Genomic DNA, 26915 nt, shown 5'->3' with positions numbered 1-26915 from the left:
GGTGAAACCACAAATCCATGGAACCGTGCCGACGGCGTGCCGGGGTGTTGGTTCACATGGATTTGGTAGACATCTGCCCATGGCAGGTGTTGCCCGGTAGGGCCTACCCATTGGCTGTGATGATCAAGGAGACATCTGCGCTGACGCCACAGATGTGATCCAAACCGTCGCTGTTTGTTGCAGTCATCGCTGACGCTCTTCTGCCAAACAGCTGGGTTTGGCTTTTGAGCTCTTGCTTCGGGTGTTTGGCTTGGATTTCCACTCAAAAGGCGTAACTAAAACTACTTTATATATAAGCATTAAAGTTGCACCTTCGGTGCGAACTTCCGACCAGCTTGACGGCCAGTTGCACCAATGAGTGTGCGGAAACACCGTGTATTTGTCAAATCTCGCCGCTTCGACAGCATAAATAGTTGTGAGCCGAAAGCTCGTTCCGATTGTTGGTCCAAGAACAATCTCGAAGTGTCAAAAGGGCAATCCTGCGGGGTTGCCCCGAACCATTCCCCGTAAGTTGAATATGTCGATCCAATCCCTTGGCTTTCCATAAATAACTTTGACATTCGAGATTGGAAAACAACGATGAACCACCCAAAATCAATTTATACCGTCAATGCCTTCGCGGGCAGTGGCAAGACCTATCGAGCCCTGCGTTGGTCGCTTACAGAAGCGATGATCCATCAACGCAAGACCGTGATGGTGTTCAAATCAACCAAGTTGATTGATCAAGCCCATGCGGATGCAGTGGCTTTCGCAGCGGAAAACAACTGGACGCTGCCTATAAATGCGATTCATTCGGACCTGCTGCATGTGAGGCGCTCCAAGATTTCCGTTGGCACGATGATCCTGCAGCATCTTGAAGATGCACAAGCGGACCAAGGCGAGCTGCTGATGATCACGGAAGTGGCCTTCTTGCAGCTTTTGCATTGGCCCAAACGGTATCAATGGACCTGCATTTGCGATGAAATCCCGCAGGTCGATCCAACAATCAAAAAGAACCTGCCAGAGAACCATCATTTGCTGACCCAGCACATGAGTTTTGTTCCTGACGGTGACAAATACTGCAGAGTTGAAATCGCCGCTGGCAGCAAACCCGCGTTGACGGCGATTGCCGAAAACCCAAGCCGAGACGAGGTCAACACGGTGTTGGCTCCCTACGCACAGCGTTTGATCCACCCCAATTACGACAGCTGGGTGTTGAATGATCAGCGGCAGAGGTTGCTGAACCAGCAGGGCGATCCAAAGTCACGGCAGCTGGAACTGTTTTCCCTGCTATTGCCATCTGTGTTCGGCACAGGTGCACAACGTGAGGCCAATGGTGCAAAGATCGTCGATGCCTTCGATGATGTGATCATCATGGGGGCTGGCTTTGACATCTCATTGATGTCGCACATTTGGTACGGCTTGGGTGTCGAGTTCCCACCCCATGCAGAGCTGACCAAAGGTCTTCGATATTCCGAGCATACCTGTGGGCATCGCCTCACCATCAAATATGTGTTTGAGACCGACTGGTCCAAGAATTTTGCAGGTGCCACCAGCGAGTTCAACGGTGTAGATACGCCAAACCTTGATGTGCTCCAGCAGGCTTGCATCCAAGTGTTTGGCGACGACGAATTTGCTTTTCTTGCGAACAAGGACAGTGCGGAAGACGCCAAACGCTGTTTTGGCCCCCAAGCAGAGCAGCTGGACAATGCCCCATGGGGGCTCAATGAGTACCAACACCTCCACAATGTGGCGATCCTATCCGCGTTGAACCCGACACCAGCGCATCTTGGGTTTCTCGATCACCTTTGCAAAGAGCCTGAAAGAGTCAGAGACGCCTTGTTCCACGCCAACGTGTACCAAGCTGTTATGCGCAGCAGCTTGCGGAACTTGGATGCGACGGAGCCTGTTTGCGCTGTGGTGCCTGATCGCACTGTGGCCCGCGCGTTGGCCGGTTACTTCCCTGGTTGCCGCGTTGATAAGATGCAACTGGACCTCATTGAAACACCAGCCAAACGCGTTGGTGCCCCAACCAAAGCTGAGAAAAAGCCCAACAATCAGAGTTCCAGTGAAAGCAAGAAGCGCAAGCGGTGGATGGACAAGCAGATCAAACAGGTGAAGCTGGGAAAGCCTGTAGATCAGGTCAAACTCCGCGAAGTTGAGCGTGTTTGTAGACCGACCAACACTACGCTGATCAAACTCAAGCAAGTGCTTGCTGCTCAAACCAATGTGCCGCCCGCATCTGCTGCTCCCATAAATAGCAGCAGCAAAAGGACAAGCCCATGAGATACAACGAATATGCTGGTGATCACATCCTGCGGGACGCGTTCCAGCTTTACCGCCGCAACAACATCACCAAATCCCAAACTGCGTTTTCAAGACGCATCCTCGGGATGAAACCCTCATATTATTCCTGCATGTTGACGCGGAACCGGCAGCCATCGCGGCGCGTTTTGGAAACATTGCTCAGCGTCACAAAGACCATCATGGGCACCTTCATTGGGAAGGGGCCGCCCTTTTGGGACTCGATCACTGGGCGCTCAAGTTTCTTCCATCGATCCAGCTGCGCCCAGTAAGTTGTGAGCTCCCGTTGCAGCTTGGCGTTCAGATGCACCTGGCGCGCTTCCTTGGCCTTGGTGTTCTCAGCTTTGAGGTAGAACATCGCTTTGGGCTTCATCTCACGATCCAGCACATCCGCCCATTTGAGCGAGGCGATCTCGCCCACACGCATGCCAGCATAATGTGATAGCAGCAGCATGAGCCGGTTGCGCTTGCCGTTTTGCATTGTGACGCAAATGGCCAACACACGTTTGAGCTCTGTATCCGTCAGCACCTTCGCTTGTTTCATCGTTCCACCGCCAATCCACTGCAATATAACGTTTTTTGCTCATCGAGCTTGCTACGTTATGTTGCCATCTGATGGGCAGAACGACCGTTTTCTGGCTATCATGGTTCTGAAGTTGGTAGGGCGCAGGCGCGAAAAATATGTATTTTGTTATGTTCTTGTCTTGTTTGATCTTCGATGGAATTGTTGGGAACAAAAGTTGACTCAAACAGCCAAAGGACGCCAAAATTGGTGCTAGGGTCCCGGGTTAACGAAGCTGAGGAAATATCATTGGGACCCAAATTCGGTAATTTCTGCTGAGGTCAGACTAAAGTTGGCAACATATGTGAGACGTATAAAGCAAGTCTGCAAATTTCTTGAGAGGTACGATGACTTTGACGCATAGCGGGCCATACCCAAGTTTTTTGAATTTTGTTGAATCGCTGACCTCTCATGATCCGGTAAGCAACTTTCCACTGGATAGGTTTATTAAGCACTTTGGCGCAGACAATGGATCGTTTTGGTTGCGAGATGCTACGGCTCCGAAAGAACTCATATTGCGAGACACGTTTCGCAGGCCCGATCTTGAAAGAGTCGGGTCCAAAATTTCCATTTCAGCGACTGGTTCGACTTTTCACGAGGCGATGCAAAAAAAGTCTTTTGACCACTTTCTGTTGGCGGAGTGCGGCGACCCAGCTCTAAGAAACTGGAGGCTGGAATTAGAGGAGATCGGCCTAACACCTCAAACTGGTTCAATACTTTTTCTACCATTTGTACCAAAAAACGAAGCTGGTCTCATCGGGGCGGTGATTATGCACAGTCAAGCTGGCTTCGCGCATGCAGCATTGGAGGTTAACCAAATAATCCATTTAGTTAGAACCGCAGCGAATGTAACTCACATTGCGCTGAATGGGCAGCAGAAGTCGCTACGGGAGCGGCACAAGATCGGGCATGAAGTTAGTAGACAGATCAATGATGCGAAGCGCCGAGTTTCTGAAATTGAGAGTACGATCCGAGGTCGTCGAAGCATGAATTCAACAGATGCTCTCAGAACACTTAACGATGCGATATCCGGACTGGTTTCTGCCGGAGAGACGGTTGAGCAAGGAACATTCACAGAAGCCGTCTCCAACCGCGCAAAAAATTGTCGCTTCATTGATTTCAGAGATGTTTTCTTGGAAACTTCTCATCTAGCTTTAGCGGACCATCCAATAGACCAGGTAATCTTTAACTCGCTGAATGCCCCTATTGGCTTAAGCGTTAGAATGGATCATACCGACTTAACCTTGCTCTTATCCAACTTGATCTCAAACGCGGCAAAGTACTCGGTGCTTCGGGGTGACATAACCTGTCGTTGGAATGATCAGGGTGACATGCACGCGCTTGTCATAAGCAACAATTCTGACCCTTTGGATGAACAACATCTAGAAATGATGTGGCGTTTCGGGCATAGAGGCCCAAATGCAATTGATGTGAAGGGGCGGGGCGTCGGACTGTCTGTCGTTTCTGATATATGTGATGTTTACGGTTTGAGGCCTCACGCTGGTCAAAGTGTAAGCGGTTCGGTGACGAGGACAAACCTGAGAATTCAGTTCCCAGGCGAAATGACGCGGATGACTTATGCTGGATTTTCATAACAGTGAACGACCTGGTCGCAGCAGCTTAGTGCAACACGCCTACGCCGTTGATGACCACATCAAAGAGCTGAAGCCGATATCGCAGGTTTGTAGGAATCACCACATTCGGCCCAAGAACTTTGCTGCACTTAGCAAAGCGAGGCCGTTTCTCGAAAAAGCTACCCAAGACGACGTATTGATTATGGATAATCGGTTGGATGGCGTGCGCTCGTTGGGTGCTTTGGGACGCGATGACATAGACACTGATGGTGGGAACCTTGTTGGCCTGAGGGTTTTGACCGACTATTGCGATGATGAAGAAGTCGATGTCGGACTGCGGATTCTTTGGTCCGGTTACCGAATGGATGGCGTGCAGCAAACTTGCGAGCGGTATCAGGATCGAGGCGTTTCTTTGTATGCGTTCAAGAAGGATGACCCTGACGATCTTGCTTTATGTGAAGAGCTGATAAATGAATTCAGGCTCAAGCGGCACAAGGAGTTTGTAGGAGAAAAGCTAGGTTACGTTGAGGATCTCTTTGACGAATGGAAGCTTAGTTCGTCAGAACGTTCGGTGTTTTTGGTTTTTGCTGACTCGACTGACAAGGTCTGGAAAGCGATACATGGCGGTACATGCTCAATGGACGTCGAGTTTAGGTGCGATCTGATACATGAGATACAACTAACTTTGGATGCAGTTTATGGAGAAGACAACGTTGCTTTGCACGCACAATGGTTTCGTGCTGCGATAGATGATCTCGGTGGTATAAGCCCCATTTCCTTTCTTGGCGAAGGTGAAATTACTGCTCTGATTCAACTTGTTCGAGCGATGGACGGCCCGTAACTTGAAATACGTATCCCAAAAAAACTTCCGAAGAACTGTGCAGCGCGTCGCTTTAGACAAAAGGCCAAAGGTGGCCTCGAGGAGGCGGTCATATCCAGGGAGTAAAAAACCGAGAACTGGATCTGCTCGGCGCTCCGCTTTACAGGAGGCAATAAAGAACTTTTGGGATGTGTGGGCAGCGAACAACGAATCTCGTTATTCAAGCGGCGACAAACCAATTTTGTACACTGCACCGCTTAAGACCACATGCTATTCTGAAGCTGGATACCATTTCTACAACTGGTTTGTAAAAGAGCACGCAGTTTTAGATGAGCTGGAATCTCCGTATATCTGCTATACGGTCAAGGTAGATGGGCCCATATTGGATTTCATGAAGTGTGTCTCTGACCATGCAAAAATGACCAGCAACGGAAAGGTTGCATACAAGTTTTGTTGGGATATTGCTTCGTCTGCGAGAGGCGCTGGTGCTGCAATGCTCCGCGTTCCGTCAGCGAGAGCTGCGAACCGTGACTGCATTCCAGTACTTGTTCAGTCGGTCTGTCAACCTCCTTCATCTGTTGAAAAGCTCTTTTTGGGAGTTAGTCGTGCCGCGCCATCCAAAATCGCTGTACGTAAAGGAAAAAATACTAGGAAGTATTACTGCATCCGGTGAATACTGCTCTGCATGCACAAATTCCTAAATTCGATTTTGTATATCTTCTCTGATTTTACGGTATGAACTAAACTAGTCTTGTCGCTCACCGAAGCCTTACCACATGTCTTACAGTGCCGACTAGGCCAGACCAAAGGTGCTCAATGTGGCCCGACTTTCAGGCAAGTGCTGAAACTCGCTATCCGCCATGGATGGCTTCCCGCGCCAACATCGCACGAAGCTGCACTCGACCAATCCCATTGAGCGCCTGAACAAAGAGGTGAAACGGCGCGCGGATGTCGTCGGTATCTTTCCAAACGAGGCATCCATCACCCGCCTCATCGGCGCAGTGCTATTTGAGCAGAACGACGAATGGCAGACCGCAAGCCGCTACATGATGGTCGAGGCATTCGCCCAGATCGACAACGAGGAGACAGACCCAATTCTCAGCATCAAAGCCGCCTGATCATGCGCTCAGGCCACCAGGCAAATTACACCACCTTGACGGACGTGACCTTCGAAGATTGGAATGTACCCCCAGTAAGCATTGCAACAAGCTCCCGCAAATAGAGCAGCTTCAAACTCAATGTCTTGCCCGACGTTGCCACCTGTCCGTCCTGTGCGGGGCAACAAAAACGGGTTCTCAGCCTCGCGTGGATACAGGGCGACCTGATTTGGGGCATGTCCTTCGCTGCCTTGGCCGTATTCGATGTGGAAATATTGGAGGGGGAAGCCCCAGTTGGAGACAACCAACTCGCCATCGCATTCACGGGTGCAATAGTTGCCTGGGTCATCCCGTTGATCAACCAGTGCTGTCATGGTGATGTCCAACCGCCCATCTTTGGTCAGCTTGTCCTGATTGCTGAATATCACCGCCTCGATTTCCCAAGCGTTCACGCGCGGTAGGGTATCCAGAACTTCGCGCTCAAAGGATCGGTGATCCCGCAGCGGATGGTTCTTCAAGTTGGGTATTTCAACCAACTCGCCTGTGGCGAGTTGTAGATAGGCCCCTTGAAAACGGGGCCACTGGGTCTCGGCAGAACTGCCGTTTGCCATAGCAAAGAGAAGGGCGGCGGTAACTAAACTTCGTTTCATTGACCCGTCCTCACAAGCTGGTTTCGTTGTAATCAACGCGAGAGACGCGACCAGACGTGTTGAACGTGATCACGATAGCGCGGGAATTGATGCTTGCAGGGCCGAGACCAAAGCCAGACAAGACATCAATCGTGCCACTGCCACCCGTATAGGCCCATGTTACCTGACCGTTAAATGACTGCGATGAACTTGGCGCACCAAGCTTTGCCCGTACCTGATCCATTGTCATGCCACGCTGCACCAAGGCACGAGCATCTTGGACGGAACTAATGCCTTCCAATGCGGCGCTGTTGCGTGGGCTTTGAAGGGTGCAGGCTGACAAAGCGATGCCTGCTACTGACAGTAGAATGATTGATTTTCGAAGCATGATTTCCCTTTGATTTGACGACGCCAAACCGCCTGTCAGCAAGAAAATCCACAGCCTCAGAACGCAACAGTATTACCCATAGTGTACAATCAATGGGTTCAAGGCTTTATGAAGATTGCGTGAGTAAATCTGCTGGTTTAGGCTGACGGTTCAACAGGCCAAGCCCCTGTTACCAAAGGACTTCGCAAGCCAGTGCAACACTATGGGTAATAGTGTTGCAGAAAGATTCCACTCTCGCAGCATTGCCTTGGACGCCCCTAACTGAAGGAGGTGATGACGACGCCAGATGACACAACTCAAAGTTCCATGCAGCTCTACAACAGAGCCAATCGGCGGCTGTATCTCAACGCATCCGAACGAGATGCGTTTCTGAAGGCTTGCCAGTATCAGCGGCAAAATCGCAAGGCCTTTGCGCTGACCCTCTTATACACCGGATGCTTAAGCTGTCCGAGGCACGGGAGTTGACGCTCGGCGCGATCCAATCCGAAGAACAGATCATTTCCATCCGCACCCTAAAGAAACGCGACAAACATCATGTTCGGGAAATGCCGGTGCCTCAACTTCTAATTAATGAGCTGGAGAAGCTACCAACTACTCTACCGGATAAACGGCTATGGCCCATCAACCGGATTACAGCCTATCGCTGGATCAAGGCCATCATGAACGAGGCTGGGGTGGTCGGTCCGCAAGCCAGCCCCAAGGGCTTACGTCATGGCTACGGCATCCACGCCACCTCATGCGGCATCCAAATCCATTTGCTGAAAAAGTGGATGGGGCATACGTCTATCAAAACAACGGCGATCTATGCGAACGCTGTTGGTGAGGAAGAGAAGGCGATTGCGCGGCGGATGTGGTAACACATCAGAAAATGCGATGGATCGACGGTTTGCAGAGTTGTTGAAAGCCGTGCAGCGCTTGGAGACGACGATCTATGATTGCTTGCTATGATACCGCAATATCGGCATGGTTGTAGCAACAATAGAGACGGTACAATTAATGAGCAGTATTTCGTTTGAGGTATTAGTTGATGACACCCTCGCCGATGTCACATCAGCAAACCAGCTTAAAGAGGTTGTAAATAAGCGTGTCTTGAGTCTTGCAAATGATTTTGAAGATGGGAAGTGGAGATACGCAAAGTTTCAAAGTTATCTTTGGGACAACATAGCTGATACCGCGCTTTCACAGACGGAGCGATCGGCATTGATTAACAAGAGTCACTCAAGTCTAATTGCATCAGCTAAAAACCTCCGGTTGACTGACAACGACCGGGTCGGTCAAGGAAGCGAAATTGCTGAAGTGTTTCTTTATGGGTTAATGAGGCATCGCTTTGGCGCACTACCTGTAGTTCCTAAAATTTTTTATAAGCAGAACTCTCAAGACAACGCGAAGGGTGCCGACAGCGTTCATATTGTAGTGGCAGACGAAGACTTTACTCTTTGGTTTGGGGAAGCCAAATTCTATAATTCGGTAGAGGATGCGCGCCTCGACTCAATCGTAACATCGGTGTTCAACTCACTTTCAACTAACAAGCTCAAGAAAGAAAACGCCATAATCACAAGCGTTTCTGACTTAGATAACTTACCCCTAAAGCCGGATCTTCGAGAAAAGATTAAGATAGCTTTAGACAATCGCGAGTCGATCGACCAGCTAAAGCCAAAGATCTATATCCCTGTTCTAATATTGCATGAGTGCTCTATAACATCTGGCGCAACCGAAATGAGCGATGACTATAGGGCCGCTATGGTCAAGCACCACAAGGATCGTGCAGACGCATATTTTCTAAAACAAATCAAGAAATCCAGCCAAATACACAAGTATAAAGACATCAATTTCCACATCATTTTGTTTCCGGTTCCGAGTAAAGCAAAAATTGTCAATGCATTTGTTGAAACCGTAGCCTTCTATAAGGGGCAGGAGTAATGGATGAGTTTGCGATCTGCCATGAGGTCAACGACCTTCTGTCACAGCACAACGAAGTTGCAGCAAGAAATCTGTTAATTCGACTGTTAGCGGACATGGATCAACGGAACAAGGCATACTCGCCAGTCGTAAACCATATGATCCGTGCGACGGGTTTGTACCCATACCTTCAGGTAAAAAACGCGACATGGGATCAGAAGTTTGTACATCAGGCCTTCGAAGTTGATGTCGGGCGCAGGCTTGCAACTCTGCATCGAGAGCAGTCAAACGTTCTGGCGAAGTTGCTCGATGGCGATGATCTGGCTGTCAGTGCCCCCACCAGCTTTGGCAAGAGCTTTATCATCGACGCCTTTATTGCTGCAAAACAACCAGATACCGTAGTAATCATCGTCCCGGCGATCGCTTTGATGGACGAGACTCGAAGACGGCTATTCAAGAAGTTCTCAGAAAAATACACGATAATTACCGCGCCGGAGACAAAGCTAGGCTCAAAGAATATCCTGATATTCCCACAAGAACGCGCTTTCGGGTATCTAGCTGCGCTAACAACGATTGACTTATTAGTTGTCGACGAATTTTACAAAGCAAGCCGTACCCATGATCGAGATCGGTCACCCTCCCTCATCAAAGCGATCCTCAAGTTATCAAGCAAAGCAAAACAGAGGTATTACCTAGCTCCCAACATCAAATCGCTTAGCGATAACGCGTTCACCCGCGATATGGAGTTTTTGGAACTCCTTGATTTCAACACAGTCTACCTGAAAATTGAAGAGCCCTACAAAGAGTTCGCTGGGGATGCAGGGCGAAAAGGCGACAAGCTAATTGAGATTATCTCGACGGGCGCCCAAAAGTCTTTGATTTATGCCGGTACATACTCCGAGATAGAGAAGGTCTCTGATCTTGTGATTGAGAGCTTGCCGATTGTTGATCGGATCTATACCACCCCATTCGCAAAATGGCTTCGAGAGAATTACCAGTCAGATTGGGCTCTGGCCGACCTTGTTGATCGGGGAATAGGTGTTCACAACGGGAGCATGCATAGGTGCCTTAGCCAACTTCAAGTAAAACTGTTCGAATACCGGGATGGCTTTGATAGCATCGTTTCAACGTCCTCAATAATAGAAGGCGTTAATACATCGGCGCAAAATGTAATAATTTGGCGAAGCAAGCTTGGTGGTAGCAACCTCAAGGACTTTAGCTACAAGAATATTATTGGTCGTGGCGGCCGTATGTTTAAGTACTTTGTTGGTAATATCTTCTTGTTGGACGCACCTCCAGAGGCCGAGGATACTCAGCTTGAGATTGAATTCCCAGAAGAAATTCTTGGCACTCTAGATGAGGAGCAAGACTCCGATCAACTAACTGAGTTGCAAGTTGAACGGATAATTGAGTTTCGAGAGCAGATGTCGGATATTATCGGGGCCGAAAATTTCGCGAGAATTCGCCGCGACAGCTTACTACAAGATAGTGATGCGGATTTCCTGCTTCGATTGGCCTCAGACATGAAGGATGATCCAGAATCATGGCGTGGATTCGGTTACCTTAACTCAAACAGGCCAGACGATTGGGATCGGATGCTATATAAAGTTCTTGGCCTGAAGCCGGGTAACTGGGATAATCGGCACAGCATGGTAGTGAATACAACCAAGGCGATTTCAAATAACTGGAACCTTAGCCTGCCTCAAATAGTTGCGGGCCTAAAGGAAACAGGGGTGGATATAGACGATTTTTTCAAGCTTGAGAGAACGATAACTTTTAAGCTGTCTGCTCTTCTTAGTGACACAAACGAGCTACATAAGATGATAGTCGATCCCGATGTCGATGTCTCAGCATTCATTGGGAGAATGAGCAAAGCTTTCCTGCCTAGTGCCGTATATCATCTAGAGGAATATGGTCTGCCTAGAATGATCTCCAAGAAGATTCATGCTTCAGGCTTGATTAACTTTCTTGATCCCCAAATCGACCTTCGTGAAGCGTTGGAACGTTTCCAAACTGTTGGTTTGGACGAGGTTCTGGCAATTAGAACGCTTGGCCCTTTTGATCGCTATGTTGTTAGGTTTTTCTTTGACGGAATTACACTTGACGAACTAGGTGTGGCGAATGCTGCAAACTGATGCTCGGAGCCGATGTTAGGCAACACAGAATATTATTATCATAAACGTACCGTGGAAGGGATTAGCTCTCCTGCTCCCTTGGCTTTTGGCCTCCATATGCATCGAGAACCATTCTTAAGTAGGTCGTTGTCGTATCGGAGAATTCCCCCAAACCTGGCCAAGCAAAAGGGAAGGTCCCTGATGTCATCGACCAATCAATCTCGATCCAAAGCATCTTTGCAATTGCTGCAGCTTCCGGAGTTTCCTTATCTTCAGGCCATAGGTCCATATCCAAAGTGATCCAAGCCTCGCCATCGTCTTCAACCCGGATGTCGGCACTCAGAGCGGCTAACCGTTCACCTATGTTGCTCGCATCATCTAGTAGTGCGGCCCTCAAGAGTAGTTCCGCCTTCTGTGCATCCATATTCATCTCAAGTGCCATGCCGATCCTCCGTTTCATCACTCGAAATATGTATACTTTGATTTGATTAAAGCCGTGCTGGACATAAATTCGTCATTAAGTTCGCGATGTGGCGGGTTGGATAATTTAGGGCTGAAACCGGATTTAAACCTGATTTTGACATCCTTCGAACGGAAAAAGCCTCCCCGTCTTCGGGAAAGCTCTCTTGTTTTCCAATTGGTTAAAGGTCGAACAGTTCACCTTGGCGGTCACGTTCTTCACGCTTCTGCCAGTCATTGTTGTCTGCGGCATCATCAAGCCAAGCTTTGACGAATACCTCAATCTGATCTTCTTCCAGAACCGTCTCCGTTTGCAGAAACCGCGACCTGTAGCCAGTTTGCGTCACAGGCAAAGGACGGGTAGATCGTAGCTCCAAATGTTGCGCCATCCCGTCCAGCCAGTTGGGATCGTATGACACTTCAACGATGCGGCCATGCCAGATGATGTCCTGCACAAATTTGTCTGCCATCAGTATTCCTCAGGAAGCATGATTGTCAGCAAGCGTTGTGTTTTCTCAAGGTTTGCAGGCTCTTCTGATCCGAACGCGAAGTCCTGATCATAGAGATCAATTTTCCAGAAGATACGTGTGCCACAGAATGTGAGACTGCCAAAGTCATGTTCGCCGTGCGGGTCATTGTCAGTGTTGAAGTCGTCAAAGGCCCTGATTGCGGCAAGAAGGTCTTCGGCGTTGGCATCATCATTGTCCGAGACAAGTGCCTGGACGCCCTGGGTAAAGAAGACCCGTCCAGGGATGCTCGGATCAAGGGCTCTGAACTTGTCGTTCTGATCTCGAATGGTCTGTTTCAGGGGGTGGTCATTGGTGTTCCTCTCTCGCAGGCCACATCCGAAGTGTTCGGATATGCCCATCGAGAGGGAAAACGCGCATGACTTTGCCACGCGCGTTCTTCACTCAGTCTTGAGGGTTCCAGATCAAGACGAAGTCGTCTTCGTTTTGCGAACCTGCTGCGCGGCCAAGATTTGCATAGAGCGTTCTATTGCCAAATTCGGGGGCTGCGAGTGATACGCTTAGATAATCATTGCCGCTGCGCGATTTGCGCCACCAGGCGGCACCGATCTCAACGTCACCTGCCAAAACAAGATAGTCGGGCTGGGCTTCGGTTGATTTTTGCTTTTTGGCAAACAAGATGTTTTGTCGGATGGTCATGGTCGCGAGACGACCTTCGTAGGTGCCGTCAGGCTTACGGGTCACATGTCCGATTGCGGGCATGATGCGCTCCTCTTTGATTTTATTGGAAAACCGGAAAGTTCGGCTTGGCCTATCATACCACGTCTTAAGGCATTTTCTGAGCGCCGAACCGTGTCAAGAAAGAGGAGTTGGGATTGTTCCTTGGCTGCTTCCTGACGCGTCAGTCCTTGCCATGGTTGGCGATTTGAGTGCGGACAGGAGTTCAAGTTGATTGCGCAATTCAAAGCGGCTGTAGAGATCGGAAAAGACCTCACGCACTGTTTGCGGTTTCAGTCCGAGAGAGGCCGCGATTTCTGCCAAGGTCAGTCCTTCGCTGAACAATTCAAGCAACTGTAGCTGGCGGTTGCTAAGATCGAACGGGTTGGAAAGATGAGACAGGCTTGCGCGTTGCGGTACAAGCGGCTGCAAGCTGACAAGGCAATGCTTGGGCTTTGGCCATGATGAGACCTGCAAAGCCAAGGGAGCGCCCATGCATCCATCATCTGCCCGTAACGTTTGACAGGGCTGACCTGAGAGAACGTAGCGCAGCGCCATGCGAAACAAGTTGGACTGTTTTGGAGAGTGTAACCCGATGCGTTTGCTGGATTTTAAGACTGCTGGATGCTGCTCAATGATGTGCTGCGCTGCTGTTGATTGCTGAAAGACATTTGCATGGACATCCACGACCGCGACGGCGAGATCGAACCTTTCGGCAAGTAAGAATTCGGACTGGGACGCAGCGTTGTCGAACCCTTCCGTGTCTTGGTTTATGTCTTGCCGCTTTGACAGTTCGTCGCCCTCGATGGTGGCATCGGGATGCCAGTGTTGGGCGTTTGATAGAGTGATTGAGCATTTGAAGGCGAACGGCAGAACCGAAGCTCCGCCGAAATTCCGAAGATAAGCAACTGTTAGAAAATGGAAATTTATTCGTCTTCGGTGAAGCCTTCAGGCTGAACAAAGAAAGTCTGTGTGAAAACTTCTCCGTCAACCACGATCCTGACAACATATTGGCCGACCTGCAGGACACCTGGTCGCCAGAATGTATATCCTGGCCACGCTTCGTCGTTGAAACTGGTGCGGCCTGCGACTCTTTCACCGTTGTGGATCCACCAGCGATCGAATGGAGTGCCGTTGGGCACACCCTCAAAATCAAAGCTGAGGAACACTTCATCAACACCTTCAACGAAGACCGAGACATGTTGAGTGCAGTCATTTTTGTCATCATCAAAATAGGGGGCATCGCAGATGCGGATGTTTTGTACGGCTGGGCTGGACGCACCGCTAAAGGCAACCCATGCGCCAACTGCGAGACCGCCTAGCGCCAGCGCTCCTGCCGCCCAAACCATAGGTGAAAAGGAATACCGTTTGGGCTGTTGGTTCTGGAGATCGACGAGGTGTTGCTCTGGGGCTGATTTGCTTGCGGCCTGTTCTTTGCGTTTCTCGCTCATGCGGGCAGCGACGAGGGCTTCATACCAAGCAGTGCGGGCAACTCTGTCTTCACCTGCAATAATCCAGCTGAGTTTGTGAAGGTTTGCAGGGGACGGCATGTTGGCTTGGCTGCGCCAGTTCTCGATTGATCGTTTGTCTGGTGACCCATCTAGGGCTGTTTCAAGCGAAGCGGCTGTCCACGGTTTCCATGTGCCATCGTCATGTTGAATGTTCCCAAACCCGCGTACCCAAAAGAAATCAAATAGTTCCCAAAAATCCAGACCCTCAGGCGGATGTTGTGTCGTGGGCTTGTAGGGCAAATCTGCGTCGGTTGGCCTCATGAGATCTTCTTTTGTTATTTGACTTCCGACTGCAACTTTTGCGGGAAGTGGATGGTTAATGCAAACCTCATATTGAACGGGCGGCAATTGCGTTCCCCACACCTGTCGGTTTTCAAATGATCGCCGAATACTGATGCTGATCTCTAGTCAACCAAAGAAGGTAGTCGATATGAGATTTGAAGTGACGGAAAAGCGCGAAGAACGAGTTGGGTTCATCTTTAAGAAACCGTCATACGCCGCGAGAACCGACATTCATTTGACGGATGATGAGTACGATGCATTGCAGTCAATGGCGGTTACAAAGCAATGGATGCACTATCCCTTGGGTGAGATCAGCATGACGGTAAAACACCGCAAAGAATTCACCATGGAAATGGCAAGCGCTTGGTCGAAAAAAACCAAGTCTATAAAGAAGAACATTCGCACCGAGTTGCCGGAGGAACGCGAGTTACAGATTTCTGAGATGAAGGATCTTGCAACAAACCTTAAGCAAGTTTTGGAGGCGCGACTTTCATCGTTACAGTCATCAGATGACGATGTTGCAATCGAGCTGTAGCCAATGTCGGATAGCGAGGCGTACGCCAAAATTGCGTTCATCTTAGCTGTAGTATTGGGGGTTATCGCCCTTGGCTATGTTATGGTGTTTGTGGTTGCGCCATTGCTTCTCCTGGCAGTCATCATCGATTTTGGCATGCGTCAAAGCTACAATGCGAAGCTGGTTAAAGTAATAGAGCAGTCAGACCTCAATGAAGTGCCTCACATCCATAGTTTTGAAGCTCGAATGGTCGATCAACAGGTTCTGATTGCTTGGATTGCTGATCTTCCAAACGACAGTCACTTAGAAATTTACCGTGTTTCAGGACATGGTGGCGGATCGGTCGGTGATTTGGAAGCGCGCGGCGTTTGTATCCATTCAACCACACGTGAGGTGACGGGCAGCAAAGATGAGTTGTTTATCGATATGGGCGTAGCCGAAGGGCTGCATTTCTATGTGCCGGTTGTTTCAGGAAGATCGGTTGAACGAGAACCTTTGCCATACCAATTTTTGGGATTTTCAAAGGAAGTGCAGTTCCGCACCCGGCGCAGGAACGTTGTGCTAAGAGGCGAGGCTTTCGCCGTTAACGTAGCACCTGCGGTGGTGGCAGCCCTTTCCGATACGCGAGATTTGCCGAGCAGGATCGCTGATGATGTGAAAGTCCAAATCAAGCAGAGCCGCCAGTTCGCGGCTAATTTAAATGATGCGATCGCAGGGATCATGTCAGACGACGATCTTACTGAAGATGAGAAACAGTTGGCCGTGGAACTGTTGGAAACGCGAGCCGATCTGACATGAAAAAGCCCGGTGACAGAGACACGGGGCTTTTTGCGCAGTTATGTACTGCTTGTTGCGCGTTTGAAATGCGTCAGTGCATCGACAAGGTACTCCAACGTCAACTGGTTGCGATCAGGCGCATGCTGCAGGACGTTTTCCCACGCGGCATTCAATCCTCTCAGAATGTTCCAGAGAATGTCTCGCGCGTTCGGATGCGTCGCCCATGCCATGCCGCCGTCTTTGGCGGTGATGATGTCGCGAAACAACTGCGCGATATGTGCGCCAGTTTGGAGTTGCGAAACGCGTTCGCGCACCCATTGCAGGTCAACATCCCAGTCGCCTGCGAACTGCAAGAGAAGCCTTGGGAAGCTGTAGCGCCCCTTGGCTGCAAACCCTTCAGTTACATCTTTGGGATCGGTTTTCGAAAGAACAGTCATAGAGACCTCTCATTTGTCATGAACAGTTGGAGCCAAGTTTCGGCTAAGCTCCTTGCTGATCACGACAGGGGATGAGGAGGTCGTTTTGGCTAATATAATACAACAAAAACATATGTTTGGCAAACTGGACATGGTTCTCGGAACCGTCGCCGAAGACGTGGTCAACGGGTTGGGGCAGAGGATTGAACCCCCTGAAATCATCGCGCCCGAGAGAGCGCGGCAGCGCCATATGCATATTGTTGGCTCGAACGGCTCTGGGAAAAGCCGTTTCATGCGCTCGATGATCCAGCAAGATATTGGCGAGGGACGTGGCCTGTGTTTGATCGATCCGCATGGCACGCAGTGTGAGGATGTTCTGAAATGGCTTTCGCAACGACCGCGCCTGCTCAAGCATCGAAAGGTGCGCTACTTCAAGATTGGCGATGGGGAGACGACCGTCGCCTTCAATCCATTGGCTATGTCAGATCCTCGGCATGCACATGCCACAGGAACGCGGGTTGCTGATGCAATTGGCAGGTTGTTCAGTGAAGAGGAGTTGCGGCATCAACCCCGAACGCATGAGGTGTTGGTGCTCTTGCTTATGACGCTCGCGGAAGCAGGCCTGACACTTGCTGACTATCCGCTGCTTCTCAATCCGCGCTATCGACCTGACGTGCAGCCTTTGATAGATCAGCTGCAAAACAGGTTAGCAAAGGAACAATGGTCGCTGCTGACGCGATACAAAGACAGTGATTTCCTTGAATATGTATCGTCGGTGGCAAGGCGCTTGTTCACTTTGATGGCCAACCCCGTGATCGGCGCGACGTTTTCGAAGACGGAGGAGACCATCGACCTTCGAACGGCGATGGATCAAGGGGAGATCTTGCTTTTTGATCTGAAGGATACCGAGATTTTTGATGCAGACTCAGCGCAGCTATTTGGGCTGTTGCTGATCTCAAGCCTGTTTGGGCAGTCGAAACTGCGCGGCAACAACAGGCCTTATTTCTTATATTTGGATGAAGCGCACCGCTATCTATCTGGCAGCAACATTTCCGAGATGTTTGAAGAGTGCCGCAAGTATGGGCTGCATATCATTCTGGCGCACCAAAACCTTGGCCAACTCCGCGACGCTGGTGAAAGGGTCTTCTCAACGGTGATCAACGAAGCAGAGGTCAAGGCTGTGTTCTCAATCAAAGAGCCTGAGGATGCGGCATACCTCGTCAGGCTGCTCTATCGCGGTGGGTTGATTGACCCTAGCAAGATCAAAGATGTTCTGACAAAGCCGACGGTTGTCGGTTACTCGATTGGCTATCTCGAAGGTCAATCGATTTCGGAAAGCGCGGTGACGGGATCTGGTCGAAACAGCGTAGCTGGTAGTGCTATCAGCCTCACCCCAGACGCAGGCTTTCTGACTGCACCGACCGAGTTGGGGCAAATGACATCTGAATCGTCCAGCGATACTTCATCGCAAGCAAAGGGGAAGGCGACCTCGCATTCCAAAACGCAAACACTGATGCCGGTCTTGGAAGACAGGGCGTCAGGAACATGGCCTATTGAAGAGCAGGTATTCGTCCTAGCCGACGATCTTGCCAGCCTGCCGACACAATACGGTGTGATCAGCATTGGCGGACGGATCAATATGAAATTCCGCGCACTTGATGCGCCCGACGAAGTAGTTGCTAAATCTGCCTTCAGGCGGTTTCTCGGTCAGCTAGAGCAGAGCAATCCATACCTGACATATGTTGACCAAGACGAGGTCATCGAACCAAGCCTGCCAAAGAGGGGGCCTCTTGCAGAGCCGGATTTCTTAGAATGAAACTGCTGCAAACGCGGCTATGTTTGCGCCAAGACGTCAGTTGTAGTAAGATGTATACATATGCATCACACAGGTATCTACATGGCAGAGCGATCCGTCATTTCAGTTCATACAAAACCAGAGGTTTCTGAGCGTTTGTCACGTCTTGCGACCGCGACGCAGCGCTCGAAGTCGTTTTTGGCGAACGAAGCCATTGAACGCTATCTCGCAGCAGAGGAGCAGTTTTTGGCCACAATAGACCAACGTGCCGCAGGTATGGATGCGGGCGACGGAATTAGCAGTGCTACGCTTTTGGATCGGTTTGAAGACCGGATGAAAGCGAAGTTTGACCGCGCAACGGAATGAATGCGGTCGTCTGGAGCGCCGAGGCAGAGACAGATCTCGCCGAAATTGTTGACTTCATATCCATCGACAACATCGCTGCTGCGATGGAGCTGGCCAACTTGATCATTTCGACCGTTGAGCAAAACCTACCTGAGCATCCGCATATGGGGCGTCCAGGACGCGCGAATGGGACACGCGAGCTGGTTGTTCACAAGAACTATATTGTCATCTACCGCGTGGCCGAGATCGAGATTCAGGTTCTGGCTGTGATGCACGCGGCGCGGTTTTTCCCGGCAAACGGTTAGGGAAGCAAACTTGACAGATCAGCGAAAGTGTCGCGGAATATATCTCCCGCGACAATTGATGGAGTTCTCGACCTCATCCGCCTTGCTCGAAGAGTCTAACCAAAGCTTCGTCACCGGTAAGGTTTGAGGGTATTTCTCCAAATTGTTCAATGTAGAGGGCTCGCCACATGTTGAATGATCCGTCATCAGGAGCGGTCAAGATTTCGTCTTTTCCATTTGGAACGTAAAATTCTTGCTGCTTAAGGAAATCCACGATTACGCCGTCGACGCTTGCAAGCCCGTTGTCGGCTAGCAAACAATTCGAAATTGATCTCGCTGCTTGTAGCAGATCGTCCGGTAGCTCTCGATTATTTGCAGCCATCGTTTCGATGCGATCTCGTAACGACCAAAAACTACGGTATCTTGTACCAAGCACTGTTCTCCTTGCTACTTCTCCGTTGTATCGCAAGACGCTTAAGAGCAGATCGTACGCGTCGCCGTCAGGGAGTATGATTGGGTCAAGTGCATATTCCCCAGTTGATCTGTCCTGAACATGCTGTTGGAAAAGGAAATTTGCAGCAAGCTTTGCAAAGTACAACCTTCTTCGCTCAATCAAGTTGCGTTCCGCTTCGGGAGCCTGTTCCAGAAGCACATCGTAGTACTTGACCGCGAACATCGCCATTATGAAACCTGGAACATACTCAGACGCAGTTCTTTCATGATCGGTCGAAAGGCGATCTAACGCTTCGTATTGACTTCTCCTTAGTCCGAATTCTGGGGTATCGCTGTTTGGCAATCTGACAATTGTTTCCGTGTCAGCCCGTCTTGAAAAAACCATGCGAAGAGTAATGTCTTGCCCTACCAAGCTTCGGTTGGAAGCTGCAAAACTGTTTTCAACTTGGTAAGTTAGGGAAACTGGGAAATACCTAAATGACCCCTCATGGATTTCGCACCTGATGATCCCGTCACGTTCAATCAATAAAGAGTCTTGCGATTGGTCTACGAGAATGTCTGCACTCAACGACATATCGTTTATCTGCCAAGAAGTATCGTCACCTTGCCCAAGAAATTTAATTCCATCGGCGCCAGCAACAGCCGGAAGATGCAACGCAACCGCAAAAAATATCCAAAATAACCTCGACATGTTTCTAGTTTCCCCCTTCTGGTGTTTCTGCTGCCAGCTTCTGCAATCTGCGAATATCAGCGTGCTCGCGCCCAATGATCCAAAGCACTAGCCCAAGCAGATAAAGCCGGATTTCGCCCAAAAATGCGGTTAAGTTACCCAAATAGAGCGCTAGTTGTGCCTTAGTATCTTGACCTATCTCGAATGCTGCATCGCATCTGAAATTGTGATCTTCGATAAAGAAGGCATCAGCAGGTAAGCTAACGACAATGGACTGCACATCTTGCAGTTGGATGACTTTGAAGGTCAGAATGTAAATGAATGAAATCAACAAGAATGCGAATACTACCCGGCCGGGACGACTAAAGGCGTCCGGTTTGCTTCGATTGTATGCGAAAACTACGATCAAGAACGCGGGAATGATCACGAAATAACTCAGCGTTGAGCTGTTTTTGACATATACTGAAGCGATCTCGGCCATGCCACAAAAACCAGAGAATGCCGTGCTTTCTGGCCATGTCCGAGCCTGAACAAGCATCAGTGTGTTTGTTTCTTGACCTCCGTTCCAGAACATATGGATTGATGAAAACCATTTGTCCAAAACCTCGGCAACTGCCGCGCCTGAACCAGATAGCTCTCCAGATGGTTGAACACGGGTTATCATCCAAAATAGGACAAGCAGTACAAAAAGGATCGTGCTTTCTATTAGAAGGTGACGAGAAATAAAATTTCTCATGGCAAGAATTTCCTATACAAAAACGTTCGGAACCTTGCCACTTAGGCAAGACGAGGCAGTTCAAAAAAGCTATCTATCAGGCTCCCAACCATCGTTGGGCATCAGAATCAGTATGCGATCTTCAATCAATGCATGTACAATGGCTGGATATTCGAGATTTTTCAATCCTTGGTAGTGCTAGGAGCGATACTGACTGTGGCCTCTACAATAGATTGCCATTCTAAGATTTTTGGGGAATTGAGTCTTTCGTTCGAAATAGGAAAAGCCCTTGTGGTGCGCGTGTCACGATCTCAGACTTGTACGCCCCAATCATCGTCTCAACACGTTCCTTTGATGTCGTTACTGTCAGAACACGAAAATTCTTGATGCCAAAGTGCTCGACATGCAGTTTGCGTTCAAATGTGTCGGCGTAGGAGTGCAGCTTACGCGCAAACGAAGTCTGCCTGATGTCGCGGCGTGTGATCGGCATCGTGCCGCGATCTATTTCGACCATGAAGTAGGCCTTGTTCTTCCCTTCTGGCCGGTCGGTGTAGTGCAGTCCAAAGATGATATCAGGCACGATTGCTACGTCATGCCACTGATTGTTCCAGTGGATACGGGTTTGCCAACGAACCGGGTGGCGTTTGCGGCGCGTTGCCTCTGGTGAAGCCGTCAGCATGTCATCTTTCGTGATAATGCGTATGTTCCCTGCATCGCGGCAGGCCGTTTCAAGTGACACCATGAAATCGGATATTCCCAATGTATGCTCGACGAATTTTTCTTTGACCCGCCGATTTTTCTCAGTCCAATAGACGTCTGGAAGGGCCATCTGAAACCGGTTGGAAAGAAGTTCAGCGCCTTCGTTTCCTAGCGCATAGATCATCGGTCTTTTGTCTGCATAGGCCAATGCCATCATCTGGGCGCGAGGGCGGTCGATGTATTTTGCGTCGTAGAGCTCCCTTAGACGTCGAGTAAGCCCTTGGCGGCTCGTACCACCAGTGAGGGCCAGCAAGTGATCGGTGGTTAGGAAGCGATGCTGTTCCAAAGCCCTGAGTATTGTGATGTCCCGCTCGGTCAGCTGGATTGTGGCAGCTTTGCTGCGCCTGAAACGTGATCTCTTCCCTGTCATGGCTGAATTATACCGCAGCGTGTTGGATCCGTTGCCCCCACAGGTGTTGGCATCTGCTGGAAACCAAACCGTGTTTTTCCCGTCACGGCCTCACTCCTTTGAAAATATGGTATAATTATTCAATGAATGAATTTATCAAACACATCTTGGAGCTGGAAAACGAAGAGCTCACATATGATCAGTTTGCTGAGCTACACGAGATCTGGCGTGTCGTGAGCGAAGTGTACTTTACCCAAATTTCAAACAAAGGTGATATTTTGAATGCCGCTGGCTGGTTGGAGCGACAGACGAACAAACCAAGCTAACCGAACATTCTTTTCCATCTGGCAACCGTTGCTGTAAAATCTTCATAGTCGCTATTGAAGGTTAGTGTTTTCCTTCCACACTGAATGCACCGGGTACCTTCTGCTTCTGTTTGCTCGCGCTTGCAGTGTCCGCATAACTCTGTCTGGCGGTCTGAATTGGCCATCGATGATCTTCCTGTTCCAACTGTTATTGGCAGGATAGACATCTTTCGGCTTACCGACCTCCAACACGTGTTGACGGCGCGAAAGAACGTTTAGGTGAGAAACAACGGGCGTTGCCCAAAGCGGGTTCGCGTGTTGCGGACAACGCGGTCATAGCTGTTGGTTGTGATATGTCCGTATGGAACCAATATCTTTTCAGGCTGGCGGCGCTCGCCGTCCTTTAGTGTGACGGCCAATGCCTCTCCCCGTCCTGTGGCACGCAGGCTACTGGCTGTGTGTGGGTTTGTCTCAACGGCAAGTTCTTCGGCGTCTTTTCCCGATAGTGCAAACAGTAGCAGTGATCCGACATTCCCGAGGATCGCTTGTTTGATGCGTGGTGACAATTGATCGAGATATTGATGCGCCACTGTCAAGGAGAGCCGATATTTTCTGGCTTCTGAAACAATGCTGTCGAAGGCGTCCGTCGTGAAATTTTGAAACTCGTCGATATAGAGGTGAAAGTCTTCCCTTTCTTCCTCAACCAATTCAGCGCGTTCCATCGCGGCCTGATAGATCGATGTCGTGAGCAATGACCCCAGTAGGTTTGTCATGTCTTCACCCAGGCGTCCCTTTGATAGGTTCACGATCAAGATCTTCTTGTTATCCATCATATACCTGAGATCAAACCCTTTGCGGGTTTGACCTAGGATGTTGCGCATGATCGGGTTTCGCATAAATGCACCCACCTTGTTCAACACAGGTGCTATAATTTCAGCCCGCAAGCGCGGATCGTAACCGGCAAACTCGACCTGCCAGAAGTCTCGCACGATAGGATCTGAGACGTGAGATAACACGCGCTGTTGAAAAACCGGGTCGGTCAACATCTTGGACACATCCAATAAGGTCATCGGCTTCCCTTCCGGTGCTTCCATGAGGGCAGCAAGGGTGTTGGCCAAGACATGTTCCATACGTGGCCCCCAGCTTTCTCGCCAGATAGATCGCAGGCTCGCGATGATATTAGAGGTTGCGACCGCATGAAGGTGCTTTGGAACACGCCCGAGTGGATTGAACGCAAGTGGATGGTCGAAATCCGACGGGTTGAAGAAAACGACATCTCGCATACGCGACCGAGGGACTGCATCGGCGATTGCCTCTGCCAAGTCCCCGTGCGGGTCGATCAACGCGATGCCTTTGCCCCGTTCGAGATCTTGCAGAATGCAGGATTTCAGGAAAGTTGTCTTTCCGCTTCCGGTTTGCCCAATCACGTAGACATGCCGCCGCCTGTCTTCTTGGGACACCGACAAAAGCTCATCAGCTGTGCTGGCTGTGCGGTATCCGAAATGCAGTTGGCTTGGGGTGTGGTTCATACGCCGAAAACAGCGCAGGGTTCATACCAACGACGGGTTGTCGGTGAACTGCGACTGGCAGATAGCCTGCGCTGGTTTCGAGGAAAGAAGCACACATTGTATCATGTCCACTTACTTAATTCTCCTGAGAGGTTTCGGCTTCACTTAGCGATTACGGTGACTTATTATCGATCCCGCCAAGTTCCTCATGGACGGAGAACCCGGATGCCAGCCACTTCAATTAGTGTCAAAATTCTTGGCAATGCAGTGAAGCAATATGATGATGAGATTGGCAACAATCACTTGACTCTTTTCGCTAGCATGGAAGATGACCAAGGAATACCTCTTCCACCTGGAGGGAGAACGGCTGTTCCATCGGGAATCGCTTTGGATCTCCCTGATCTTTACGAGGCCGTAGTAACTCCCTGCCCAAGTCTAGCCGAAAAATTGGGGGTTACGGTTCTGAACAATCCTGGCACCATCGATCCCGACTTCAAAGGTGAGATACAAGTACTTCTCATTAATCTAGGCGGAGAAAAAGTAACCATAGGTCGTGGAGATAAGATTGCAGAACTTCGCACTAGGCCGTTTGTTCGGGCCGATTTTCAAGAGGTCGATGAGCTGTCGCCATCTGTAAGGGGCTCAGACGGCCTTGGCTCGACAGGCGTCTAGATTCAATTTTGTGAGTCAGTGACAAACAGTAATTAGATTGAATTCATGACCACATTTGGCTGATCTCTTCGATAGTGCTTTCCACCGGCTTCGTGCCCGAAACCAATCTAACGTATGGTAAATCGGCTATGTCATCGACTTGGAATCTCTTGTCGAGCGCTCTTATCTTAGCAATCGACATCGTTTCGTTTTTCTGTGCCTTTATTTCGTTGAAACGGGAGGTTTCTTGGTCGGGTCGAGCCGTACATAAAATAATGAGTAGATCGTCGCCAAGCTCATTCTTAAACCTCTCAGCAAGCTTGAGAGGGCGTAAGCCGTCCAAAACGACTGGTGCGCCAGCCATCATTTTGCCAAGTAGTTCAAGGTAGAGTTCCTCGCCGTCATTGGCATCCATCAGGGACTTCCCGTACTCTCCCAAGTTCTCGCGTTCGGTCAACTTTTCGGGGCTCATTGCCTTCATTGTGTCTGAAACTGACAAATACCTGTAGCCTTGCGCCTGCAATCCCTTTGAAATTGTTGTTTTTCCAGAGAAGGTCCGCCCGGCTACGATAATAAATTTTGGTTTCTTTTTCAGGGGCGCTGGCACTAGCGTTGCTGGCGTCGATGGCCGTTTAATTCGTTCCTTTGCAGGCTGCCTTTAAACATCTTCAGTATGACTTCATTTTCGTCTATGCCAGAAACAACTACAAACGTTTTAGCGTTGGGTCTGTTGAGCACACTCTGTACTCCATCTTTTTCAAAGTACGTCGCACGAGCCCGCTTTAAATTTGAAGCGAAATTCATCCTGCCAGATTGCATCAAGCGATGAATCAGTTCGTTTGTTTTAGGTAGCCGTCCAACCGAAGATAATACTTCTTCGCGAGTTCGTTCCGAGTAGAAACTCAGTTCCCCATGACTTTCCAAGTCTCGGAAGACATCTATTAGCAGTTCCTCATCTTCGAAGAAATCGAAATCACCAGAGAACACAGCAACGCTCCTTGCGCCACTCAAGTAGTTGGCCATGAGATTGGCAGCATCCTTGTTCAGCTCAGTAAGTGTGTGCTTGCGAACAGAGGCTGTTTGGCCAAAGTAGGCCTTAATCTTGTCTGCAAAAACATAGTAAACTGTGCTGGCGGCCAGGAAAGATCCAAGCAATTCGAGTAACCAAACCTTATATTTGGCCAGCTCTTCCGGGTTCGAAACATCAGTTGTGCGAGAAAACTGAGCCAGATTGATGACTATCTGATCAGAAAAACTCATGAATTGTATGGCAAAATATAATACTGCCGCTATTGGCATTAGGACAAATGCAGCAATCGATAAGCTCTTACCAATTATTCTCTTTGCTCCAAGGAGGCGTCTCCGTATTGCCAGTTTCTTTACGCCATTTTGTAGTAGTCTTAGAGCCCAAGGACGTGGGTCTTTGGGGTTTTCTTCTGCGAGCTTCTTATAAGTCTCGCTGAGCCTCTTGATTTTTCCAGCCTCGTCAAACTGAAAGTACATGTACCCAAAAACTACTTGGATGACCTTCTTTTCTTTGTGGTAGAAGCGGCTATAGAAAGCACATGAACTCCAACCTTCGCCAGCTGTGACCAAGTGGTGATCGACCTGGAGGCCAGACTGTCGTTCCCTGTTTTTGTCCCAATAGGCACCCACTTCGGCATGCCCGTTCATGTCTGATTTGTTGCTAATCGAATAGATTAGGTCTTCAGTGGTAATGCTTTTCAGAAGTTCGAAGTCGTGCGACCTCCAGGACGAAAAGTACTTATCTTCCGCTCCGCTTGTGCCCATATGCCCCAATAACCTTTAATGTTTTTTGTTGAAAGAGTTCGGCCAGTTCGTCGCTCAATTCGAATGTGGATTGAACAATATCCGTGCCATAGAAGCGATCACCGGCCTGCCCCAACAGCTCGGTAATAGTTTCTCGATAGTCTGCAATTACGAAGCGGGATGGCAACGCATCGACTATTTCTTGAAAGCTATGATTTTCGGCAAGCAACTCGCATAGGCTAAAGCTCATTAGGGCAATATGTTCGTCAGGTACTTTCCAGTTCGGGAATGATGCCGATAGGAATTGTGGTTGCGTAACAAAGGATGGTTTGTTGCCAAGGCTTTTTTGTTGCTGCAACAATTTGTTCGGCATCGCGATCAAGGCAAACAGAGTTCTTAATATGCTCCGGTCTCGGCCCTACAATCGAAGTCCATGCCAAAGCGGCGGTTCCAGTGCCACAACCGATGTCAACAAATGGTGCAGCAAGGAACTTCACCGGCAATCTATGAAGCACAAGTAGAAATTTTAGATAGTTGCGCTCTGCATAGAGCGAATTGAACATGGACAGCTCGCTGCCCGGTATTGGAGCATAAATGCTATCAGGTTGCTCTACCTTTTTCTGGAAACTTACACGATCATTTTCTGTCAACACGCACGGGTCAAAGACTAGGGGTCTAGTCTTCCAAAAGATGTCTTCGACAGCTCGTGGGATGCTGGTCAGGTGATCAGCTCCAAAGGTTTCTCTCAGATCGCTCAAGTTCGGAGGCCTCATATTCTCCCGAGTAACGGCAAACTTTGGGG

General features: G+C 49.5%; 32 protein-coding genes and 1 pseudogene. 16 read left to right on the top strand and 17 right to left on the bottom strand.

Features of this window, described 5'->3' with window-relative positions:
* Positions 1–579 precede the first annotated feature (579 nt).
* Entirely contained in the window at positions 580–2265 is a 1686-nt protein-coding gene (locus QTO30_RS20320; protein ID WP_340425845.1) for a hypothetical protein, read from the top strand.
* A gap of 121 nt (positions 2266–2386) precedes the next feature.
* On the opposite strand, the gene QTO30_RS20315 is transcribed toward QTO30_RS20320, so the two are convergent.
* Positions 2387–2827: a site-specific integrase gene (locus QTO30_RS20315; protein ID WP_340425844.1), complete on the bottom strand. Its 441-nt coding sequence runs from the start codon at positions 2825–2827 to the stop codon at positions 2387–2389.
* A 365-nt stretch (positions 2828–3192) separates the two neighbouring features.
* Between QTO30_RS20315 and QTO30_RS20310 the strand changes: the two genes are divergently transcribed.
* The 4 genes and pseudogenes from QTO30_RS20310 to QTO30_RS20300 all read left to right on the top strand — a co-directional run.
* Positions 3193–4440: an ATP-binding protein gene (locus QTO30_RS20310; protein WP_340425843.1), complete on the top strand. Its 1248-nt coding sequence runs from the start codon at positions 3193–3195 to the stop codon at positions 4438–4440.
* The gene (locus QTO30_RS20305) at positions 4424–5260 is read left to right on the top strand and encodes a hypothetical protein (protein ID WP_340425842.1); all 837 of its coding nucleotides are present in this window, start codon (positions 4424–4426) and stop codon (positions 5258–5260) included. The genes QTO30_RS20310 and QTO30_RS20305 overlap by 17 nt, the downstream gene beginning before the upstream one ends.
* A gap of 37 nt (positions 5261–5297) precedes the next feature.
* On the top strand, positions 5298–5912 hold the full coding sequence (locus QTO30_RS22170; RefSeq protein WP_445327198.1) for an RES domain-containing protein: 615 nt from the start codon (positions 5298–5300) through the stop codon (positions 5910–5912).
* Between the two features lie 196 nt (positions 5913–6108).
* Positions 6109–6357: pseudogene (locus QTO30_RS20300) on the top strand (transposase); the annotation flags it as partial.
* Positions 6358–6365: 8 nt separating this feature from the next.
* Here the strand turns inward: QTO30_RS20300 and QTO30_RS20295 are convergent.
* Positions 6366–6986 carry a hypothetical protein gene (locus QTO30_RS20295; protein WP_340425841.1) on the bottom strand — a complete coding sequence of 207 codons (621 nt, stop codon included), beginning with the start codon at positions 6984–6986 and terminating at the stop codon, positions 6366–6368.
* A gap of 10 nt (positions 6987–6996) precedes the next feature.
* Positions 6997–7353 carry an outer membrane protein assembly factor BamE domain-containing protein gene (gene bamE / locus QTO30_RS20290; RefSeq protein ID WP_340425840.1) on the bottom strand — a complete coding sequence of 119 codons (357 nt, stop codon included), beginning with the start codon at positions 7351–7353 and terminating at the stop codon, positions 6997–6999.
* Positions 7354–7787: 434 nt separating this feature from the next.
* Here bamE and QTO30_RS20285 point away from each other — a divergent pair, with 434 nt between their 5' ends.
* The 3 genes from QTO30_RS20285 (at position 7788) to QTO30_RS20275 (ending at position 11387) form a co-directional block, all read left to right on the top strand.
* On the top strand, positions 7788–8210 hold the full coding sequence (locus QTO30_RS20285) for a tyrosine-type recombinase/integrase (protein ID WP_340425839.1): 423 nt from the start codon (positions 7788–7790) through the stop codon (positions 8208–8210).
* Positions 8211–8349: 139 nt separating this feature from the next.
* Positions 8350–9273: a HamA C-terminal domain-containing protein gene (locus QTO30_RS20280; protein WP_340425838.1), complete on the top strand. Its 924-nt coding sequence runs from the start codon at positions 8350–8352 to the stop codon at positions 9271–9273.
* Positions 9273–11387 (top strand): DEAD/DEAH box helicase, encoded by a 2115-nt coding sequence (locus tag QTO30_RS20275; protein ID WP_340425837.1) that lies wholly within the window; start codon positions 9273–9275, stop codon positions 11385–11387. The genes QTO30_RS20280 and QTO30_RS20275 overlap by 1 nt, the downstream gene beginning before the upstream one ends.
* 61 nt (positions 11388–11448) lie before the next feature.
* On the opposite strand, the gene QTO30_RS20270 is transcribed toward QTO30_RS20275, so the two are convergent.
* The 6 genes from QTO30_RS20270 to QTO30_RS20245 all read right to left on the bottom strand — a co-directional run bounded on the left by QTO30_RS20270 (position 11449) and on the right by QTO30_RS20245 (position 14781).
* Positions 11449–11808: a hypothetical protein gene (locus tag QTO30_RS20270; protein ID WP_340425836.1), complete on the bottom strand. Its 360-nt coding sequence runs from the start codon at positions 11806–11808 to the stop codon at positions 11449–11451.
* 199 nt (positions 11809–12007) lie between these two features.
* Positions 12008–12295, bottom strand: coding sequence for a hypothetical protein (locus QTO30_RS20265; RefSeq protein WP_340425835.1), 288 nt, complete (start codon positions 12293–12295; stop codon positions 12008–12010).
* Positions 12295–12723 (bottom strand): DUF3768 domain-containing protein, encoded by a 429-nt coding sequence (locus tag QTO30_RS20260; RefSeq protein ID WP_340425834.1) that lies wholly within the window; start codon positions 12721–12723, stop codon positions 12295–12297. The genes QTO30_RS20265 and QTO30_RS20260 overlap by 1 nt, the downstream gene beginning before the upstream one ends.
* A gap of 13 nt (positions 12724–12736) precedes the next feature.
* Positions 12737–13054 (bottom strand): DUF736 domain-containing protein, encoded by a 318-nt coding sequence (locus QTO30_RS20255; RefSeq protein WP_340425833.1) that lies wholly within the window; start codon positions 13052–13054, stop codon positions 12737–12739.
* Between the two features lie 93 nt (positions 13055–13147).
* Complete coding sequence (locus QTO30_RS20250) at positions 13148–13696, bottom strand: helix-turn-helix transcriptional regulator (protein ID WP_340425831.1); 549 nt, start codon at positions 13694–13696, stop codon at positions 13148–13150.
* A gap of 239 nt (positions 13697–13935) precedes the next feature.
* Complete coding sequence (locus QTO30_RS20245; RefSeq protein WP_340425830.1) at positions 13936–14781, bottom strand: hypothetical protein; 846 nt, start codon at positions 14779–14781, stop codon at positions 13936–13938.
* Positions 14782–14950: 169 nt separating this feature from the next.
* Between QTO30_RS20245 and QTO30_RS20240 the strand changes: the two genes are divergently transcribed.
* On the top strand, positions 14951–15337 hold the full coding sequence (locus QTO30_RS20240; RefSeq protein WP_340425829.1) for a hypothetical protein: 387 nt from the start codon (positions 14951–14953) through the stop codon (positions 15335–15337).
* Between the two features lie 3 nt (positions 15338–15340).
* Positions 15341–16114 (top strand): hypothetical protein, encoded by a 774-nt coding sequence (locus QTO30_RS20235; RefSeq protein ID WP_340425828.1) that lies wholly within the window; start codon positions 15341–15343, stop codon positions 16112–16114.
* Between the two features lie 38 nt (positions 16115–16152).
* On the opposite strand, the gene QTO30_RS20230 is transcribed toward QTO30_RS20235, so the two are convergent.
* Positions 16153–16530, bottom strand: coding sequence for a hypothetical protein (locus tag QTO30_RS20230; protein ID WP_340425827.1), 378 nt, complete (start codon positions 16528–16530; stop codon positions 16153–16155).
* 85 nt (positions 16531–16615) lie between these two features.
* Here QTO30_RS20230 and QTO30_RS20225 point away from each other — a divergent pair, with 85 nt between their 5' ends.
* The 3 genes from QTO30_RS20225 to QTO30_RS20215 are packed head-to-tail and all read left to right on the top strand — an operon-like array spanning position 16616 to position 18954.
* The gene (locus QTO30_RS20225; RefSeq protein ID WP_340425826.1) at positions 16616–18325 is read left to right on the top strand and encodes a type IV secretory system conjugative DNA transfer family protein; all 1710 of its coding nucleotides are present in this window, start codon (positions 16616–16618) and stop codon (positions 18323–18325) included.
* Positions 18326–18385: 60 nt separating this feature from the next.
* A complete protein-coding gene (locus QTO30_RS20220; RefSeq protein ID WP_340425825.1) occupies positions 18386–18670 on the top strand; it encodes a CopG family ribbon-helix-helix protein in 285 nt (94 codons plus the stop codon).
* On the top strand, positions 18667–18954 hold the full coding sequence (locus tag QTO30_RS20215; protein WP_340425824.1) for a type II toxin-antitoxin system RelE/ParE family toxin: 288 nt from the start codon (positions 18667–18669) through the stop codon (positions 18952–18954). Before QTO30_RS20220 ends, QTO30_RS20215 begins: the two co-directional genes overlap by 4 nt.
* Positions 18955–19027: 73 nt before the next feature.
* On the opposite strand, the gene QTO30_RS20210 is transcribed toward QTO30_RS20215, so the two are convergent.
* The 3 genes from QTO30_RS20210 to QTO30_RS20200 all read right to left on the bottom strand — a co-directional run bounded on the left by QTO30_RS20210 (position 19028) and on the right by QTO30_RS20200 (position 21900).
* Positions 19028–20077 (bottom strand): hypothetical protein, encoded by a 1050-nt coding sequence (locus QTO30_RS20210; protein WP_340425823.1) that lies wholly within the window; start codon positions 20075–20077, stop codon positions 19028–19030.
* Between the two features lie 4 nt (positions 20078–20081).
* Positions 20082–20792 (bottom strand): hypothetical protein, encoded by a 711-nt coding sequence (locus tag QTO30_RS20205; protein WP_340425822.1) that lies wholly within the window; start codon positions 20790–20792, stop codon positions 20082–20084.
* 220 nt (positions 20793–21012) lie between these two features.
* The gene (locus QTO30_RS20200; RefSeq protein ID WP_340425821.1) at positions 21013–21900 is read right to left on the bottom strand and encodes a replication-relaxation family protein; all 888 of its coding nucleotides are present in this window, start codon (positions 21898–21900) and stop codon (positions 21013–21015) included.
* A 122-nt stretch (positions 21901–22022) separates the two neighbouring features.
* Between QTO30_RS20200 and QTO30_RS20195 the strand changes: the two genes are divergently transcribed.
* Positions 22023–22205: a hypothetical protein gene (locus QTO30_RS20195; RefSeq protein ID WP_340425820.1), complete on the top strand. Its 183-nt coding sequence runs from the start codon at positions 22023–22025 to the stop codon at positions 22203–22205.
* Positions 22206–22459: 254 nt separating this feature from the next.
* Here QTO30_RS20195 and QTO30_RS20190 read toward each other — a convergent pair whose 3' ends face one another.
* The gene (locus QTO30_RS20190; protein ID WP_340425819.1) at positions 22460–23713 is read right to left on the bottom strand and encodes a type IV secretory system conjugative DNA transfer family protein; all 1254 of its coding nucleotides are present in this window, start codon (positions 23711–23713) and stop codon (positions 22460–22462) included.
* 204 nt (positions 23714–23917) lie between these two features.
* Between QTO30_RS20190 and dut the strand changes: the two genes are divergently transcribed.
* Complete coding sequence (gene dut, locus QTO30_RS20185) at positions 23918–24364, top strand: dUTP diphosphatase (RefSeq protein ID WP_340425818.1); 447 nt, start codon at positions 23918–23920, stop codon at positions 24362–24364.
* 43 nt (positions 24365–24407) lie between these two features.
* On the opposite strand, the gene QTO30_RS20180 is transcribed toward dut, so the two are convergent.
* Positions 24408–24950 carry a hypothetical protein gene (locus tag QTO30_RS20180; protein ID WP_340425817.1) on the bottom strand — a complete coding sequence of 181 codons (543 nt, stop codon included), beginning with the start codon at positions 24948–24950 and terminating at the stop codon, positions 24408–24410.
* On the bottom strand, positions 24950–26017 hold the full coding sequence (locus QTO30_RS20175) for a hypothetical protein (protein ID WP_340425816.1): 1068 nt from the start codon (positions 26015–26017) through the stop codon (positions 24950–24952). Before QTO30_RS20175 ends, QTO30_RS20180 begins: the two co-directional genes overlap by 1 nt.
* Positions 26018–26162: 145 nt before the next feature.
* Here QTO30_RS20175 and QTO30_RS20170 point away from each other — a divergent pair, with 145 nt between their 5' ends.
* Positions 26163–26351, top strand: a complete 189-nt coding sequence (locus QTO30_RS20170) for a hypothetical protein (protein WP_340425815.1) — start codon at positions 26163–26165, stop codon at positions 26349–26351.
* 28 nt (positions 26352–26379) lie between these two features.
* On the opposite strand, the gene QTO30_RS20165 is transcribed toward QTO30_RS20170, so the two are convergent.
* A complete protein-coding gene (locus QTO30_RS20165; RefSeq protein WP_340425814.1) occupies positions 26380–26871 on the bottom strand; it encodes a hypothetical protein in 492 nt (163 codons plus the stop codon).
* Positions 26872–26915: the final 44 nt, after the last annotated feature.

It is taken from the genome of Yoonia sp. GPGPB17 (assembly GCF_037892195.1).
Taxonomy (GTDB): domain Bacteria; phylum Pseudomonadota; class Alphaproteobacteria; order Rhodobacterales; family Rhodobacteraceae; genus Yoonia.
This window is presented reverse-complemented; position numbering and strand designations above follow the sequence as displayed.

What these genes read in the sequence shown, in the direction of transcription:
- QTO30_RS20295 (WP_340425841.1), bottom strand. Translation starts at nt 6,986, where the DNA reads ATGAAACGAAGTTTAGTTACCGCCGCCCTTCTCTTTGCTATGGCAAAC.
- bamE (WP_340425840.1), bottom strand. Translation starts at nt 7,353, where the DNA reads ATGCTTCGAAAATCAATCATTCTACTGTCAGTAGCAGGCATCGCTTTG.
- QTO30_RS20310 (WP_340425843.1), top strand. Translation starts at nt 3,193, where the DNA reads ATGACTTTGACGCATAGCGGGCCATACCCAAGTTTTTTGAATTTTGTT.
- QTO30_RS20200 (WP_340425821.1), bottom strand. Translation starts at nt 21,900, where the DNA reads ATGACAGGGAAGAGATCACGTTTCAGGCGCAGCAAAGCTGCCACAATC.
- QTO30_RS20265 (WP_340425835.1), bottom strand. Translation starts at nt 12,295, where the DNA reads ATGGCAGACAAATTTGTGCAGGACATCATCTGGCATGGCCGCATCGTT.
- QTO30_RS20215 (WP_340425824.1), top strand. Translation starts at nt 18,667, where the DNA reads ATGAATGCGGTCGTCTGGAGCGCCGAGGCAGAGACAGATCTCGCCGAA.
- QTO30_RS20230 (WP_340425827.1), bottom strand. Translation starts at nt 16,530, where the DNA reads ATGACTGTTCTTTCGAAAACCGATCCCAAAGATGTAACTGAAGGGTTT.
- QTO30_RS20285 (WP_340425839.1), top strand. Translation starts at nt 7,788, where the DNA reads ATGCTTAAGCTGTCCGAGGCACGGGAGTTGACGCTCGGCGCGATCCAA.
- QTO30_RS20320 (WP_340425845.1), top strand. Translation starts at nt 580, where the DNA reads ATGAACCACCCAAAATCAATTTATACCGTCAATGCCTTCGCGGGCAGT.
- QTO30_RS20235 (WP_340425828.1), top strand. Translation starts at nt 15,341, where the DNA reads ATGTCGGATAGCGAGGCGTACGCCAAAATTGCGTTCATCTTAGCTGTA.
- QTO30_RS20175 (WP_340425816.1), bottom strand. Translation starts at nt 26,017, where the DNA reads ATGAACGGGCATGCCGAAGTGGGTGCCTATTGGGACAAAAACAGGGAA.
- QTO30_RS20190 (WP_340425819.1), bottom strand. Translation starts at nt 23,713, where the DNA reads ATGAACCACACCCCAAGCCAACTGCATTTCGGATACCGCACAGCCAGC.
- QTO30_RS20245 (WP_340425830.1), bottom strand. Translation starts at nt 14,781, where the DNA reads ATGAGGCCAACCGACGCAGATTTGCCCTACAAGCCCACGACACAACAT.
- QTO30_RS20270 (WP_340425836.1), bottom strand. Translation starts at nt 11,808, where the DNA reads ATGGCACTTGAGATGAATATGGATGCACAGAAGGCGGAACTACTCTTG.
- QTO30_RS20275 (WP_340425837.1), top strand. Translation starts at nt 9,273, where the DNA reads ATGGATGAGTTTGCGATCTGCCATGAGGTCAACGACCTTCTGTCACAG.
- QTO30_RS20305 (WP_340425842.1), top strand. Translation starts at nt 4,424, where the DNA reads ATGCTGGATTTTCATAACAGTGAACGACCTGGTCGCAGCAGCTTAGTG.
- QTO30_RS20210 (WP_340425823.1), bottom strand. Translation starts at nt 20,077, where the DNA reads ATGTCGAGGTTATTTTGGATATTTTTTGCGGTTGCGTTGCATCTTCCG.
- QTO30_RS20220 (WP_340425825.1), top strand. Translation starts at nt 18,386, where the DNA reads ATGCATCACACAGGTATCTACATGGCAGAGCGATCCGTCATTTCAGTT.
- QTO30_RS20205 (WP_340425822.1), bottom strand. Translation starts at nt 20,792, where the DNA reads ATGAGAAATTTTATTTCTCGTCACCTTCTAATAGAAAGCACGATCCTT.
- QTO30_RS20240 (WP_340425829.1), top strand. Translation starts at nt 14,951, where the DNA reads ATGAGATTTGAAGTGACGGAAAAGCGCGAAGAACGAGTTGGGTTCATC.
- QTO30_RS20255 (WP_340425833.1), bottom strand. Translation starts at nt 13,054, where the DNA reads ATGCCCGCAATCGGACATGTGACCCGTAAGCCTGACGGCACCTACGAA.
- dut (WP_340425818.1), top strand. Translation starts at nt 23,918, where the DNA reads ATGCCAGCCACTTCAATTAGTGTCAAAATTCTTGGCAATGCAGTGAAG.
- QTO30_RS20315 (WP_340425844.1), bottom strand. Translation starts at nt 2,827, where the DNA reads ATGAAACAAGCGAAGGTGCTGACGGATACAGAGCTCAAACGTGTGTTG.
- QTO30_RS20280 (WP_340425838.1), top strand. Translation starts at nt 8,350, where the DNA reads ATGAGCAGTATTTCGTTTGAGGTATTAGTTGATGACACCCTCGCCGAT.
- QTO30_RS20195 (WP_340425820.1), top strand. Translation starts at nt 22,023, where the DNA reads ATGAATGAATTTATCAAACACATCTTGGAGCTGGAAAACGAAGAGCTC.